Here is a 16,377-nt window from a genome sequence, read left to right as displayed (position 1 = left end):
TATGGAAATTAGCGGCAATATAATACATATCAAGGGGGTAAATGCAAATAAAAAATAGAAAAATGTGTAGCCAAGCGATTTCGTCGGGCGTATAATCCCACCGCAATATCTAATCCAAATCACCTTATTATGCGAAACGATAAGGGCGGATTATCCTTTAAACTCCTCTATTGTGAGATATTGCAAATGCTAAGAATTGCCAAAGAAGCGCTGACGTTCGATGATGTACTACTCGTTCCAGCTCACTCCACCGTTCTCCCAAACACAGCTGATCTTCGCACTCGGCTGACCAAGAATATCACTCTGAATATTCCAATGATCTCTGCGTCTATGGACACAGTGACAGAAGCGCGTCTTGCGATCGCGCTAGCCCAAGAAGGTGGCATTGGCTTTATCCACAAGAACATGTCTATCGAGCAACAAGCTGAGCAGGTTCGTCTAGTTAAAATCTTTGAAGCAGGTGTGGTGACTAACCCAGTAACGGTTAGCCCAGACGCATCTATCGCTGACGTGGTTGCGCTGACTGATAAGCACGGCTTCGCTGGTTTCCCTGTTGTTGCTGAAAACAACGAGCTTGTAGGCATCATCACTGGTCGTGATGTTCGCTTTGTTACTGACCTTTCTAAGAAAGTAGAAGCAGTAATGACGCCAAAAGAGCGTCTAGCCTCTGTTAAAGAAGGTGCTTCTCGTGAAGAAGTACAAGAAGAGATGCACCGCGCACGTGTTGAGAAGGTACTGGTTGTAAACGACGAGTTCCAACTAACCGGTATGATCACAGCAAAAGACTTCCACAAAGCAGAACGTAAGCCTAACGCATGTAAAGATGCACAAGGTCGTCTACGTGTTGGTGCTGCAGTTGGTGCTGGCGCTGGTAACGAAGAACGTGTTAAAGCGCTTGTTGAAGCGGGTGTTGACGTTCTACTTATCGACTCTTCACACGGTCACTCTGAAGGTGTTCTAAACCGTATCCGCGAAACTCGCGCAGCTACCCAGATCTTGACATCATCGGTGGTAACGTGGCGACAGCGGCAGGCGCTAAAGCTCTGATTGAAGCTGGCGTAAGCGCAGTTAAAGTCGGTATCGGTCCTGGTTCTATCTGTACAACTCGTATCGTAACGGGTGTTGGTGTACCTCAAATCACAGCGATTTCAGACGCGGCTTCAGCAGCTGAAGAGTATGGCATTCCAGTTATCGCTGACGGCGGTATCCGTTTCTCAGGTGATATCTGTAAAGCTATCGTAGCTGGCGCATCTTGTGTCATGGTTGGCTCAATGTTCGCTGGTACTGAAGAAGCTCCGGGTGAAGTTATCCTTTACCAAGGTCGTTCATACAAAGCTTACCGCGGTATGGGTTCACTTGGCGCAATGTCTCAAGGCTCTTCTGACCGTTACTTCCAATCTGACAACGCGGCTGACAAGCTGGTTCCAGAGGGTATCGAAGGTCGTATTGCTTACAAAGGTCGCCTAAAAGAGATCGTTCACCAGCAAATGGGTGGTCTTCGTTCAAGCATGGGTCTAACTGGCTCTGCGACTATCGAAGACATGCGTACTAAAGCAGAATTCGTTCGCATCTCTGGTGCAGGCCTAAACGAATCTCACGTACACGATGTTCAAATCACCAAGGAAGCGCCTAACTACCGTTTGGGTTAATTAATCGTTTAGGTTAATTAACCACTTAGGTTACTAGCGATAACGTAGTGAAATAAATCCTACGTAAACGTTTGCTTTTTTCCTTGAAGCAAAGATAAGAGGCGGGTAAACTCGCCTCCGTTTTCAACACTTAGCTGATAAGATTGCCCAAAATGACGAAAAATATTCATGACCAACGAATTCTGATCCTAGACTTCGGTTCTCAATACACGCAGCTAGTAGCACGTCGTGTTCGTGAAATCGGTGTTTACTGTGAACTGTGGAGCTGGGACGTAGAAGAAGCGGATATTCGTGAATTCAACCCAGACGGTATCATCCTATCTGGTGGTCCAGAAAGCGTTACGGAAGACAACTCTCCACGTGCTCCTCAGTACGTATTTGATTCAGGTGTTCCAGTTCTTGGCGTGTGCTACGGCATGCAAACCATGGCTGAGCAGCTGGGCGGTAAAGTAGCGGGCTCTAACGAGCGTGAATTTGGCTACGCACAAGTTAAAGTATCTGGTGACTCTGCAATCTTTAAAGATCTTGAAGAAACTCAAGATGTTTGGATGAGCCACGGCGACAAAGTTGTTGAAATCCCAGCAGACTTCGTAAAAGTTGGTGAGACGGATACCTGTCCGTACGCAGCAATGGCAAACGAAGAGAAGAAATACTACGGTGTTCAGTTCCACCCAGAAGTGACACACACTAAGCAAGGCCTACAAATGCTAGAGAACTTCGTTCTTGGCGCTTGTGGCTGTGAGCGTCTATGGACGCCTGGTTCTATCATTGAAGACGCGGTTGCTCGCATTAAAGAGCAAGTGGGCGACGATGAAGTAATTCTAGGTCTGTCTGGCGGTGTTGACTCATCAGTAGTGGCGATGCTTGTTCACCGCGCTATCGGCGACAAACTGACGTGTGTATTTGTAGACAACGGTCTACTTCGTCTAAACGAAGGCGAGCAAGTGATGGAGATGTTTGGCGACAAGTTCGGCCTAAACATCATCAAGGTAGATGCAGAAGAGCGTTTCCTTGCAGCACTTGAAGGCAAGTCTGATCCAGAAGAGAAGCGTAAGACTATCGGTCACGTATTCGTAGACGTATTCGACGAAGAGTCGAAGAAGCTAAAAAACGCGAAGTGGTTGGCTCAAGGTACTATCTACCCAGATGTTATTGAATCTGCAGCATCGAAAACAGGTAAAGCACACGTCATCAAGTCTCACCACAACGTGGGTGGTCTTCCTGATGATATGGAAATGGGTCTGGTTGAGCCGCTACGCGAGCTATTCAAAGACGAAGTACGTAAGATCGGTCTAGAGCTAGGTCTTCCATACAACATGCTTTATCGTCACCCATTCCCAGGTCCAGGCCTAGGTGTACGTGTACTTGGCGAAATCAAGAAAGAGTACTGTGATCTACTGCGCCGTGCTGATGCTATCTTCATTGAAGAGTTGCACAATGCAGACCTTTACCACAAGGTATCTCAAGCGTTCACGGTATTCCTACCTGTGCGTTCTGTAGGTGTAATGGGCGATGGCCGTAAATACGACTGGGTAGTTTCTCTACGTGCTGTTGAGACTATCGACTTCATGACGGCTCACTGGGCGCACCTACCATACGACTTCCTAGGTAAGGTTTCTAACCGTATCATCAATGAAGTAGACGGTATCTCGCGCGTGGTTTACGACATCTCTGGTAAGCCACCTGCAACTATCGAGTGGGAATAATCCTCGATAGACTGCGTCAATTAAGACAATGACTGACAGTACAAAGCCGACATTACGTCGGCTTTTTTTATGCCTATCAGAAACTTCTTATATTAGATATGCAATCTGTAAAACTTAGATTGCAAATAATAGATCTGCTCAACATTCATATTTTGGATTAAAATTTTTCTGTAACTTTTACCACTAATTTTGAATTTAGGGCTCTTTGACAATGTCTAACAAACTCGCGAACCCAGCGCCGCTTGGCCTAATGGGTTTTGGTATGACCACCATCCTACTTAACATCCACAATGCAGGTTTCTTCCCAATTGACTCGATGATCCTGGCGATGGGTATTTTCTATGGCGGTCTAAGCCAAGTGTTTGTTGGCATGATGTGCTTTAAACGTGGCGACACTTTCGGCACCACTGCGTTCACATCGTACGGTCTATTCTGGTTGACGCTTGTAGGTATTATTGTGATGCCTTACATGGGTCTTCCAGCAAGCCCTGCGAAGTTCATGGGTTGGTACCTACTGCTTTGGGGCGTGTTTACGGGTTTCATGTTTATTGGTTCACTTTGCTACCCAGTGGCTAAGCAAGTAGTGTTTGGTTCACTAACTATCCTATTCTTCTTGCTAGCAGCGCGTGATTTCTTCGGTAGTGAATTGATTGGTACCATCGCAGGCTTTGAAGGCATTTTCTGTGGCGCGAGTGCGATTTACTTCGCTATGGCTCAAGTACTGAACAATGAGTACGGCCGCACTATTTTGCCTATCGGTGAGAAAAAAGCGCCAGTAGCTTCTGCACACGAAGTGGCAGCATAATTTAAGTTTCATTCATTCGGGAACAGTGAATGACAAAAGGGGTAGCTAAGCTACCCCTTTTTCTTTATGCGATCACTAACTCTAATTATGATGTCTGTGTCTGAGTCGACGCAGAATCCGTTTCTTGAGCCGCTTCAGGCTTTTTACCTGTTTTACGCTCGTATCGACCTTCCCAGTAATCTGCGTTTTTGATACCAAGTGCAACTGGGTTAAACGTATACTCTTCAACCCCTTGTTTTTGCTGCTTCTCGTAGTCTTTAAGTGCCACGATAGCTGGTTTCGCGATGAAGAAGATAATCAAGATGCCGACAATGTTTAGCCACGCCATGAGACCTACACCGACATCACCCATCGCCCAAGCTAGGTTCGCAGCTTTCACCGTGCCGTAGAATACCGAGGTGATCAGAACCAGCTTCAATAAGAACATCAGGCCGTTTAACTTAAAGGTACGACGAATGTAAGCAATATTGGTTTCTGCAATGTAGTAGTACGCCAAGATAGTGGTAAAGGCGAAGAAGAACAACGCGAACGCAATGAACAGCTTACCAACGCCAGGCATAGTACTTTCAATCGCTAGCTGAGTGAACGCAGGGCCGTTAGCACCAATGGTTTCAGCAAGGTTTTGAACCAAGAATGTGCTTTCAGGACCGTGTACGTTGTACGCGCCAGTGATTAGAATCATAAATGCCGTTGCAGAACAAACCAGCAGGGTATCGATGTAGATAGAGAAAGACTGAACCAGACCTTGCTGCGCAGGGTGATCAACGTTTGCTGCTGCCGCTGCGTGAGGACCGGTACCTTGCCCCGCTTCGTTAGAGTATACGCCGCGCTTAACCCCCAACCAATTGCAGCACCAAAGCCAGCCATTGGCGTGAAAGCATCGCCGATGATCATACCCACGATACGTGGCACTTCACCGATGTTTAGAAGAATGATCACAAATGCAATGATTATGTAAGCCAGCGCCATGAAAGGAACAACGATTTGGGTGAAATGCGCGATACGTTTTACGCCACCGAAGATGATGAAGCAAGAATGATAGAGATGACAGCGCCAGTGAAAATTTTGGCAAAACTGATGGTACCGATCGCTGTTTCAATCATTGCGCCTGTGCCAAAGGCCGTTTCCACGGCGTTACCAATACTGTTCGATTGAACGCCTGGAAGAAGCACACCGCATGCAAAGATAGTCGCAATTGCGAAGATCCACGCGTACCACTTTTGACCCATGGCTTTTTCAATGTAGTAAGCCGGACCACCACGGAACTCGCCACGATCTTCCTCTTTATAGATCTGCGCGAGTGTTGATTCGATGTAGGCTGTTGCAGCACCAAAGAAGGCCACCATCCACATCCAGAAAACCGCACCAGGACCACCAAAACCGATCGCCGCAGCCACACCTGCGATGTTACCTGTACCGACGCGTCCAGACAGCGAAACGGCCAGTGCTTGGAACGATGAGATCCCTTTCTCTGAGCTCTTACCTGATAGTAGTAGGCGCCACATTTCGAAGAAATGACGGACTTGTACAAATCGAGTAAGAATGGAGTAGAAAAGGCCAGCACCAAGACATAAATAAATAAGAGCGGGACTCCAGATAATCCCATTTAAAAAATCAACTAAAGACTGCATAGTTCTTCCCTGTAAAGCTTGGGATGAGGTCGAAGCTCAGCGACTCATGGTCTGATTGTTCGACATCATTTGTTGATGCTCATCCTTTATCAATCGTCCTTGCTTGCACGAAAAGCATGACAAAGGTAAGCGCGAAGTGTTTGAACCTTACAAACACGAGACGACATCCTAACCAACTTTGTTGCTAATGTTAATCTTGGTTGTAAATATTGTGTTAACGCGTGACTTTGGGCACAAAATCCGAAGTGGGGCTTGTGGATGTGATTTTTGTTTGTTAAGTGACCGGTAGGGAGATGAAAAAATGCCGACCATAGGGTCGGCATTGAGGGTTTATTTTGTATCAAGACCTTGCTGCCAAAAGGCAATTTCCATTCTTGTGGCCGTTTTAAACACTTGTATGAGTTCTTGGCCTCTTTGGCTATCGAGCTCAATCTCTTTGAGTAGTTTGTCTAAACGTTGAATACTCACCTGAACCCCGGATTGAAAATCTTCACCCGCATAAAGCTCAATCCAACTGCGATAGGGGTTGCCTTCCAATACCGTTGTTGGCGACTCAATCAACGCTTTACCGATAACAGCGTAGCCAATCGCACAAGGGGCGAGTGCCGCGTAAAGATCGACAAGCTCACCTGTCATGCCGGCATCGAGCACATAGCGTGTATAAGCCACGGTACCAAAGTCTTCCGTTTCCGCTTCCATATCGGCTTCGGTGATGCCCCATTGACTGCAATAGGCGACGTGATGACCAATTTCAGACTCAAGAAGTGCCGCCACGCTCGGTACAGCTTCTCGCATTTGCGTCAGCGTTTTCGCTTTATAGATAGCCAGCGCATAGGCTCTTGCATACTGCTTGAGAAATAGAAAGTCTTGCTTGAGGTAGTGCAAGTAGGCTTTCTGCTCAAGTTGACCTTTAGCGAGCTGCTGTACAAATTCATGCTCGGTGTAGCCTTGCCATTCTGCACGGCAAGCATTGATAAGATCTTGGTGGTTCATAGTTGCTCCTAAAGTACCGGCACCATTGTTTGGGCAGTCGGCTTGTTAGAGATGATCTTGTGTTGGTACATAAACTCGGTGAACGCATCGTATTTGGCGGCATCAACAGCCGATGGACGAAGTGCAAATCGAGTGAGGGTGTCGCGCCATGCTCGTTTGTTCAGTTCGTTGTTCAGTGTGTCTGGTGCGTAAGCAACAAATTCCTTCCAAGACGCTTGAGGGTGATTGACGATGTAAGTTGTCGCTTTTTCAATCGCGCGGTTAAACTTGGCAATCGCCTCTTTGTCATAGCTGTTTGCATTCGCCACAAACACCAACTCTTCATAGGTTGGCACGCCATGTTCTTCAGGGAAAAACGCTTTTGGTTTGAAGCCTTCCAGCTCTAGTTGGTTAGTTTCGAAGTTTCGTAGACCGCCCCAAATCGCATCCACCTTGCCAGATGCCAATGACGATGACAGCGCCCAACCTACATTGATGATCTGAACATCTTTGTACTCAACACCCTCCGTTTTTAGCATAGTGCCAATGGTCGCTTCCTCATTGCCAGCGATAGCGATACCTATTTTTTTGCCTTTGAGATCGCCGAGAGAGTTAATCTTGCCATTGTCCAACACCATCATAGTATTGAGCGGGGTAGCGATAAGCGTGGCGCTACGAATTAGTGGCAGTCCGGCAGCCACATCAATGGTGAGACTGGTCTGGTAAGACACCGCCATATCCACTTTGCCAGCAGCAACGAGTTTGGCTGGTGTGCTCGGGTCGGCGGGTTCTTGGATGTTGACTTCAAGGCCTTGTTCCTCAAAATAGCCGCGCTCTTTGGCAATCACAATCGGACCATGGTTTGGGTTGACGAACCAGTCAAGCATCAACGTGATAGACTTATCTGCTGCGTTGGCCGCGAATGTGGTCATGGCAGTGAGCAGTGCAGCCACAGCTTTCTTAGAGGTGAATGTCATGTGTTTTCCTTTTGACTTTAGTTATTTTCCCAAGGGATCAGACGCTTTAGCGCCCAGTCGGTAATGAAGTAAAGAGAGACGGACACCGCCGCCAAAATAAACAGCGCAGCAAACATTTCATCAATGAGCATGCGAGCATTGGTTTGGAGCATGAGATAGCCGAGCCCTTCGCTAGAACCTACCCACTCACCAGCGACTGCGCCAATGGGAGCAACTACAACAGCGACGCGAATGCCTGAGGCAAGCACGGGTAAAGAAGCAGGGAGCGGATATGCCAAAGCTGACGCCAGCGGCTTGCGCCCATCGTTTGCGAAAGATCTAGATAACCAGTCGGCGTATTTCGTAACCCGTCGTAGCAGCAAGTGGTGACCGGAAAGAAGATGATCAGCGCTGCCATAACCACCTTAGAGGCTATCCCATAACCAAACCAAAGCATTAAAATTGGCGCGAGCGCGAATACTGGGATGGCTTGGCTGGTAATGAGTATCGGTAGTAGCCAACGTTTTACCGGCTGAAACAGCAGCATTTGCAAGGCAAAGAACAGACCCATAGAAAGTCCGAGTAGCAGCCCGAGTAAAATCTCCTGACTGGTGACCCAAGTATGTTTGAGTAAGACATCATGACGCTCTACAAGCTTGATAAACACAGCCTCTGGAGCGGGTAGGATGAAGCTGGGCATCTCGAAAATAACAACAATACCTTTCCAGAGTGCCAATATGATCACCAAGCTGATGAGTACTCGCATCATGGCACTCAACCCCTGCTTCGAAGCTTGCTTGTGACTTCGAGTCGCGATATCAGCGAGTGGCGTCATGTGAGCCTCCAGGCGTGTTATCGGTCGGTACTCGCGCTAAATGCTCGAGAATGGATTGCTGAATTTCAGCAAACTCACCGTCGATACTGCGAGGGATTGCTTGCTTGGGAGGCGCTATGCTATGCAGCCTGGCTGGCGTGCCGTTCATTACCAAGATCTGTTCTCCCAATCGCAGCGCTTCTTGAGGATCGTGGGTAATAAGCAATACGGTTTTGTCTTTGAGTAAAGCTGCAGCAAGCGCCTGCAACTTATGACGTGTGACTGCATCAAGAGCAGAGAATGGCTCATCCATCAATACCACGGGTTTGTCTTGCATTAATGTGCGAGCAAGTGCAACGCGTTGGCGCTGACCGCCGGACAGCTCCGCAGGCTTTGCCGCAGCCCTCTCGACTAAACCCACTTGCTCAAGCAGTGAAAGCGCTTTTTGGCGAGTGGGGTCATCGACCTTGTTACCATTGAGCCTAGAAGCGAGGCACACATTGTCGATAACGCTGAGCCAAGGCAGCAGGAGATCTTGCTGCGCCATATAGGCGACTTGCCCGGAAAGTTCGCTTAGAGCGGGTGTAAACTCTGCAGCACGAAAGTCGACTTTGACGCTAAGTAGCCCTGCTAAATAGCGCAGTAGCGTTGATTTTCCGCAGCCACTTGGGCCAAGTATTGCGGTCCAAGTAGCGGCATTAAACTCTACGTTGAGTTCAGAAAATATTGGCGCCTTATCTCCTAGATAAGTTAGGGTCGCGCCTTGTATGCGAATAGGTGTCATCGCATTAAGCGTCTTTATTGAGCGCGTAAAAGTGGTGCACCGGGCCGTGACCTTTCCCAATATCGAGTTCATCGGCGTGCGCGATCGCCTGCGTAATATAGGCCTTACCATGCTTAACGGCTTCGCTCAGCCCATGACCTTGAGCAAGGAAAGACGCGATAGCCGAGCTTAATGTACAACCAGTGCCGTGGGTATTTTTAGTAGCAATTCGCTTGGTCTCGAAATGCTCCACATCCACCGCTGTGATAAGTAGATCGTTGCTGTTTTGCTCCGATTCTAAATGCCCACCTTTAAGCAAAATGGCCGGTGTCTCTAGGCTACGCAAGGAATCTATCAACGCTTCCATTTGTTGCTGAGATTGTGGGACGTCGGTACCTAATAGAGCAGCACCCTCTGGAAGGTTGGGTGTGATAACCGTCGCTAGCGGCAGCAGTTCCGACTTTAGTGCATCAATGGCCGAGTTTTCGAGTAGCAAATCGCCGCTGGTGGCAACCATCACTGGGTCTAAAACCACATACTTTGGCTGGTACTCGCGAAGTTTTTCTGCCACAACGCCGATGATTTTTGCATCAGCAAGCATGCCGATTTTGACTGCGACAACATTGAGATCGGTGAATACGGCGTCAAGCTGTGCTTTTACGAATTCAGGGTCGATACCCAAAATTCCAGTCACGCCTTGTGTATTTTGCGCCGTCAGTGCGGTAATAACAGAACAAGCGTAAGCGCCCGTCGCTGAAATAGCTTTGATGTCTGCTTGAATGCCTGCGCCGCCGCCAGAATCGGAACCTGCGATGGTTAAGACAATGGGAGTGTTTTGAGATGTTGTCGCCATAAATGCTCCTTACTTGCGAAAGAGATCCATAGCGATGTGAAAGACGCTGATTACAGCATCTTTGCTTTCTATAGTTCCCTACGCCAGTACTAACTGAATCAGGTTCAACGGGTCTCACCATATGGTGATCTCAGCAAAAATGCCCCCCGACTAATAAGGATGTCATTGTCATATAAGCGCAGCGATTTTTCCAGTGTTAACGAATAACAACATATTATTTGTGTCTCAGAGTAACTTTCATTTCTCGGATGAATATGTTTCTCTTCTTGGATGTCTGGGTTGAATCTCTTTAGTGTTAATCACTTATGTGATGATCTAATTGAGAGGAAAATTCTGGGTACAGGATTGAGTACTGAATGAAACTTCGTGAGACGAGAGAGTTAATTTTGAGTGGTGACTCGAAGTGAATTTTATTTTTGCGCAAAAAATAAACGCATCAGCCTATTAATAAATACCGATGTTCACACTTTGTTAACGTGTGTGAGCAGAGATACTTTTCGTCTTTCAAGGAAAGAGAATGACAATGAAAAAATTATTATTAGGCTTATCTGCTGTTGCGTTGGCAGTAAGTCAAGGCGCAGTTGCTGCTCCAGCAACGCCGTCTATCGACGTCTATGGCTCAAACAACCTTCAGTTTTCTAAAATCCAACTCGCGATGGAAACCACCTCTGGTTACAACCAGATGGTGCAGTACAAAGATGCCGCAGACATTAGCATCCAGTTCAACCAATGGAGTGGAACAACTGGCGATACCTACAATATTTATTTCGACGGCGTGAAAGTGGCCACGGGACCAATCTCAGGCAGTCAAACACTGGCGCAGTTTACTTATGCACAAGGTGGTCGATATCAAGTCGAAGTTGAAGCCTGTGATGCAACAGGTTGTACGCGCAGTGCCCCTGCTGAGCTGATTGTCGCCGATACCGACGGCGCACATCTACCGCCGCTGACAATGAATGTCGACCCGAACAATAAAACGTTCAATACCGATCCAAATACCGTAGTTGGAACTTACTTTGTAGAGTGGGGCATCTATGGACGTAAGTTCACGGTCGACAATATCCCTGTCGATAATCTCACGCACATCATTTATGGCTTCATTCCAATTTGTGGACCAAACGAATCGGTGAAATCTGTGGGCGGCAATAGCTTTAATGCACTAAAAACGGCTTGTCAGGGAATGCCTGATTACGAAGTCGTGATTCATGACCCTTGGGCTGCATACCAAAAAAGTTTCCCACAAGCGGGGCATGAGTACAGCTCTCCTATTAAGGGTAACTATGCCATGATGATGGCGCTTAAACAGCGCAACCCAGATCTAAAAATTCTTCCTTCTATCGGTGGCTGGACGCTTTCTGACCCCTTCTACAGCTTTACTGACAAAGCCAATCGTGACGTTTTCGTCGCATCGGTGAAGCGCTTCCTGCAAACGTGGAAGTTCTATGATGGCGTGGACATCGACTGGGAATATCCTGGTGGACAAGGTGCGGCGCCTGATCTTGGCGATCCATTGCGTGATGGCGATGCTACGCAGCCTTAATGCAAGAGCTGCGTATGATGCTTGATGAATTGTCAGCAGAAACCGGACGTACTTATGAACTGACATCGGCAGTGGGTGTGGGCTACGACAAAATTGAAGACGTAAACTACGCTGATGCCGTTCCACATATGGACTACATCTTCGCGATGACTTACGACTTCTATGGCGGTTGGAACAATGTACCTGGTCACCAAGCGGCGCTTTATTGCGGTAACTTTATGCGTCCTGGGCAGTGTGATGGTAATGGTGTTGATGCGGATGGCGTACCATACAAAGGGCCAGCCTATACGACAGACAACGGTATTCAGTTGCTGCTAGCGAAAGGCGTACCAGCGAACAAGCTGGTTGTCGGTGCTGCCATGTATGGTCGCGGCTGGGAAGGGGTCATTCCTGAGACTTTGACAGACCCAACCGATCCAATGACAGGTGTCGCAACAGGTAAGCTGAAAGGCTCGACGACACAAGGCGTGTGGGAAGATGGTGTCATTGACTATAAAGGTCTGAAGACGTACATGATTGGTTCAAACAATACCGGCGTTAATGGGTTTGAATATGGTTATGACGAGCTTGCTGAAGCGCCTTATGTTTGGAACCGCACGACAGGGGAGTTGGTCACTTTTGATGACCCTAGATCTGTGATTGCTAAAGGTCAGTATGTACGTGCAAATGGTTTTGCAGGTCTGTTCTCGTGGGAAATCGATGCAGACAATGGCGATATCCTCAATGCGATGCACGAAGGTCTTGCTGGTGGCACGCCAGTGAATCGTGCACCAACAGCAAACGCTGGTGGTAATCAAACGGTAGTAGGACCTGCTACTGCACTGTTAGACGGTTCCGGCTCTCGTGATAGCGATGGTTCGATTGTCAGTTACGCTTGGTCGCAACCTGCGGGTCAGTCTCTTACAGTGACTGGCGCGAATACCGCTCAGTTAAGCGTGGATGTGGCAGAAGTAACGGCTAGCGAGCAATACAGCTTTACACTGACAGTGACTGATAACGAAGGTGCCACAGACAGTGCCACAGTTACGCTAACGGTTAATCCGAAAAGCACGACACCAGTAAACACTGCACCGGTGGCGACCATTGCTGGCCCAACAATGGCGAACGCTAATGACGTGGTGACACTGGATGCATCAGGCTCGACAGACAAAGAGAATGATCCACTGACGTTTGTTTGGGAGGCGCCAGCTGGATTGGCTGTAGTAACGAATGGTGCACAAGTGAGTTTCACAGCTCCGAGTGTTAATGTTGATACCGACTATGTGTTAACGGTTGTTGTGAGTGATGGTTCTCTTACATCAAGTCAGTCACAAACAGTGACGGTCAAAGCCGACACTGTCGGTGCAACATGCGCTGCGCCTTGGGATTCAACCGCTGTTTACACTGGTGGACAAGAAGTGACGTACCAAGGTCACGTGTATTCTGCTAAGTGGTGGACGCAAGGCGATGAGCCAAGTAAATCAGGTGAATGGGGTGTGTGGAAAGATCTAGGTCCATGTCAGTAACCCAGAAGTGTTAAGTCATCATAGCTCGCACGCTGGTGTGCTGGGTTGCATGACACCTCTCCACTGCACCTAGCGAGTTATGATGGCACCAAAGTAAAACAGCCGCTCAGTTTGTCATGAGCGGCTGTTTCTATTTTTAGTCTGCGTGGCGATTGTTAGTCTGCGTAGTTATGCTGACTTTTCACTCGCAGCTAGGCGATATTGAACCATGTCTTCTATCGTCAGTACCAGCATATTGTGAAGCTTTCCAAAGGCAACAATTTCTGGCGCTTTGGCCATCGTGCCATCTGGGTTGGTCACTTCACAAAGAACGCCAAATGGTGACAAACCAGCCATTTGCATCAGATCGATGGTGCCTTCAGTGTGACCGCGACGAGTCAGTACCCCGCCTTGCTTGGCACGCAGCGGGAAAACGTGACCTGGGCGCGCCAGATCTTCCGGACGGGCACTAGGCTGGCAAGCGGTTTTGATGGTTGTGACGCGATCCGCTGCAGATACGCCAGTAGTTACCCCAACTTTAGCTTCAATAGACACAGTAAAAGCGGTTTGGTTAGCGCTGTTGTTGTTTTCTACCATAGGTGGCAAATCGAGCTGTTTGGCTTGCTCATCAGTCACACATAGGCAAACAATGCCGCTACACTCTCGGATCATCAGTGCTATCTGTTGGTTAGTGAGATGATCCACGGAATAGATGATATCGCCTTCGTTTTCACGATCTTCGTCATCGAGTAGCAATACGCCACGGCCTTCGCGAAGTGCTTGTAGCGCCAGTTCAACACGCTCTAAAGGTGTGCCAAAATCGGCAAGAAGTGAAGTTTGGTTCTGATTCATGGTAATACTCCAAAATTTAAGTACCAGAATCAGGGCATAGATATGGGGATGCACCACCATCATTGAAGTGGTTTATCCAAAGATAGAGCTAAGCGATACGACCGCTAAAGCATCGAAAGGATAAGTGTCCCTCAATGGCAGTCATAACGCTAAAAATCGAGTTTAGGCACAAATAGCCTACCCACCCGACCAATAAATGATAGGGTGACTCGATAGTCTTATCCTCTCCCATCCGGACTATAACCGTCGGCTCTGGATTCACACCAGATCTGCTGACCCTGATACTCTGTATCAGGCGCTCGCGGGCTTATCATGATGATTTACCGCCGGTGGGGAATTTCGCCCCGCCCTGAGAATAGATGAATGTCATTTCGACCACTGAATGGTAACGATAATTCAGTCAGTTGAAAACCCTAAAGCAGCTGTATGGTGTTAATGCCAGCAAAAATGGCGATTGTGGCCGAATTCTTAGCTTTAACCTTTGCTAACAAAAACTTTAGGTTTGCGTCACAGAGCAGAAGGATAAAACACATTCGCATAACGGATTGTGAGCTACTATTCTCAAACACTTCTATAAAGACGCAGTTCGTCCAATCAAACAAGAGAATACAATGGCGCTCCATCTAGAAACTGAACGACTTATCTTAAGAGATTTCGAACTTGGTGATATTGAATCGTGGCTAAAAATCACCTCGCACCCCAAGTACCAAACTTTTTATCCAAAAGAAGAATGTTCCCCAGAGTTCAATGCGCACTTATTGGAAATGTTTGTTGAGCAGGCACATCAAGTCCCCCGCACTAAGTTTCAATTGGTGATTGAAGGCAAAGAGAGCCATCAAGTGATTGGTACTGTCGCATTTCGTTTAGAGCCCAACGATCAAGCCTCGATCGGATTTGGTCTGGCGGTGGATAGGCAAGGACGAGGGCTTGCAGTGGAAGCGATGTCGACGCTTATCGCTTTTTGCCGTGAGAAGATGGGGGTACGCTGTATTTTTGCCGAGACCCGTGCCGGCAATAAAGCGGCGATTGCTGTGTGTGAGCGACTGGGTCTCCACAAAGTGAACAGTGAATCTGATGATCTCTCCCAGATGAGCGTCATCCGTTTAGAGCGCTGCTATTGATTCGCTGTTAATGAGTGATAGACCAGTGTTACCCTAATCGAACTCGATGCTAGATAGGGATAGACGATGCAACAACAATGCAAGATTTCGTTGCCAGGAAATAAAGAATACTCTCCAGCCGAGACGTTTGCTCAAATGTCTGCATGGTGTGAACAGAACCAAGTCCGCCATGACCGTTATGGGGAAGGGGAGTTAATACAAAGTTTTGAACAGAAGCTGGCAAAGCTACTGGGATTTGAAGCGGGATTATTTGTTATTACGGGTACCATGACCCAGCCAACGGCATTGCAGATCGCTTGCGAAATGAAGCGCAACAATAAGGTTGCTATGCATCCTTCAAGTCATATCCAACTGCATGAAAACCAAGGCTATCAGTTGCAGCAGCGTTTTAATTTGCTTCCCGTTGGCAAACCGTTCAGGCCTTGGGTGCTGGAGGATTTAGTTAAGATCCCAGACACTCTTGCAGCCGTACTTTACGAACTGCCGATGCGTGAAATCGGTGGGCAGTTGCCAAGCTTTGAAGAGTTATCACGCATTAAAGTTCACTGCGGTCAAAACGATACCCACTTACATATGGATGGTGCGCGACTGTGGGAAACCGCCGCTTACTATCAAAAGGATTACGCTGAGATATGCGAGGGCTTTGATTCGGCCTATGTTTCTATGTACAAAGGCATCGGCGGTCTGGGCGGTGCGATGTTACTCGGTGATCAAGCGTTTATCGATCAAGCCGCAGTATGGATGCATCGTCAGGGTGGCAGTGTCTATCATCGTACTCCTTATATCGTTGCAGCAGCTATGCAGTTCGATCAAAGACTGGCCTTAATGCCCACGTTATTCGAACGCACGAAGCAAGTCTATAAAATACTCGCAGAGTTCCCATCGCTAACGCCAAACCCCGTCAAACCACAAGCGAACATGCTGCATATCCATCTCCCTATTAGCCAAGACAAAGCGATAGCGCTTCGAGATAAGCTTGCCAATGAGCACAGCTTATGGATTGGCAACCCACAACAAGGCATGTTAGCAGAGCAAAGCTACATTGAGTGGTATGTGGGGGATAGGCTACTGGACATGTCGGATGACGATGTAAGAGGGTATCTCCGATTGATTGAGCAAGGGTGTGTTTAGCTTTTAGTCGGTGATAGACTTTTTGGCCTATCGGTGGTCAAAAGGTCTCGATGCTTGAACGATTTGCCTGCTGCTAAGATACAAAAAGGGCGCTAACGGT

General features: G+C 47.8%; 9 protein-coding genes, 4 pseudogenes and 2 riboswitches. Of the genes and pseudogenes, 6 read left to right on the top strand and 7 right to left on the bottom strand.

Going from position 1 to position 16,377, the window contains the following annotated elements:
- Positions 1-186: 186 nt before the first annotated feature.
- The 3 genes and pseudogenes from guaB to TZ48_RS06350 all read left to right on the top strand — a co-directional run bounded on the left by guaB (position 187) and on the right by TZ48_RS06350 (position 4,160).
- A pseudogene (gene guaB / locus TZ48_RS06360) lies at positions 187-1,649 on the top strand (IMP dehydrogenase).
- Positions 1,650-1,801: 152 nt separating this feature from the next.
- Positions 1,802-3,355, top strand: coding sequence for a glutamine-hydrolyzing GMP synthase (guaA, locus tag TZ48_RS06355; RefSeq protein WP_112478621.1), 1,554 nt, complete (start codon positions 1,802-1,804; stop codon positions 3,353-3,355).
- A gap of 211 nt (positions 3,356-3,566) precedes the next feature.
- On the top strand, positions 3,567-4,160 hold the full coding sequence (locus tag TZ48_RS06350) for an acetate uptake transporter (protein WP_112460970.1): 594 nt from the start codon (positions 3,567-3,569) through the stop codon (positions 4,158-4,160).
- An 85-nt stretch (positions 4,161-4,245) separates the two neighbouring features.
- Here TZ48_RS06350 and TZ48_RS06345 read toward each other — a convergent pair.
- From TZ48_RS06345 to thiD, 6 genes and pseudogenes are all read right to left on the bottom strand, one after another.
- Positions 4,246-5,791: pseudogene (locus TZ48_RS06345) on the bottom strand (alanine/glycine:cation symporter family protein).
- Between the two features lie 330 nt (positions 5,792-6,121).
- Positions 6,122-6,784 (bottom strand): thiaminase II, encoded by a 663-nt coding sequence (tenA, locus tag TZ48_RS06340; protein ID WP_112478620.1) that lies wholly within the window; start codon positions 6,782-6,784, stop codon positions 6,122-6,124.
- 8 nt (positions 6,785-6,792) lie between these two features.
- Positions 6,793-7,740 (bottom strand): ABC transporter substrate-binding protein, encoded by a 948-nt coding sequence (locus tag TZ48_RS06335; protein WP_112478619.1) that lies wholly within the window; start codon positions 7,738-7,740, stop codon positions 6,793-6,795.
- 17 nt (positions 7,741-7,757) lie between these two features.
- Positions 7,758-8,485, bottom strand: a pseudogene (locus TZ48_RS06330) (ABC transporter permease); the annotation flags it as partial.
- Positions 8,486-8,537: 52 nt separating this feature from the next.
- A complete protein-coding gene (locus TZ48_RS06325) occupies positions 8,538-9,317 on the bottom strand; it encodes an ABC transporter ATP-binding protein (RefSeq protein ID WP_112478618.1) in 780 nt (259 codons plus the stop codon).
- 4 nt (positions 9,318-9,321) lie between these two features.
- On the bottom strand, positions 9,322-10,149 hold the full coding sequence (gene thiD, locus TZ48_RS06320; RefSeq protein WP_112478617.1) for a bifunctional hydroxymethylpyrimidine kinase/phosphomethylpyrimidine kinase: 828 nt from the start codon (positions 10,147-10,149) through the stop codon (positions 9,322-9,324).
- A 58-nt stretch (positions 10,150-10,207) separates the two neighbouring features.
- Positions 10,208-10,308, bottom strand: a riboswitch (TPP riboswitch).
- A gap of 364 nt (positions 10,309-10,672) precedes the next feature.
- Between thiD and TZ48_RS06315 the strand changes: the two are divergent.
- Positions 10,673-13,194, top strand: a pseudogene (locus TZ48_RS06315) (glycosyl hydrolase family 18 protein).
- A gap of 168 nt (positions 13,195-13,362) precedes the next feature.
- Here the strand turns inward: TZ48_RS06315 and ribB are convergent.
- Positions 13,363-14,025: a 3,4-dihydroxy-2-butanone-4-phosphate synthase gene (gene ribB, locus TZ48_RS06310; protein ID WP_112478616.1), complete on the bottom strand. Its 663-nt coding sequence runs from the start codon at positions 14,023-14,025 to the stop codon at positions 13,363-13,365.
- Positions 14,026-14,241: 216 nt separating this feature from the next.
- Positions 14,242-14,386: riboswitch (FMN riboswitch) on the bottom strand.
- A gap of 250 nt (positions 14,387-14,636) precedes the next feature.
- Here ribB and TZ48_RS06300 point away from each other — a divergent pair.
- A complete protein-coding gene (locus TZ48_RS06300; RefSeq protein ID WP_112478614.1) occupies positions 14,637-15,146 on the top strand; it encodes a GNAT family N-acetyltransferase in 510 nt (169 codons plus the stop codon).
- A 66-nt stretch (positions 15,147-15,212) separates the two neighbouring features.
- Complete coding sequence (locus TZ48_RS06295; RefSeq protein WP_112478613.1) at positions 15,213-16,277, top strand: threonine aldolase family protein; 1,065 nt, start codon at positions 15,213-15,215, stop codon at positions 16,275-16,277.
- Positions 16,278-16,377 lie beyond the last annotated feature (100 nt).

It is taken from the genome of Vibrio variabilis (assembly GCF_003263785.1).
Classification (GTDB): Bacteria; Pseudomonadota; Gammaproteobacteria; order Enterobacterales; family Vibrionaceae; genus Vibrio; species Vibrio variabilis.
Note: the sequence above shows the minus strand (reverse complement) of the source record. Positions and strands in the feature narration are given on the sequence as shown.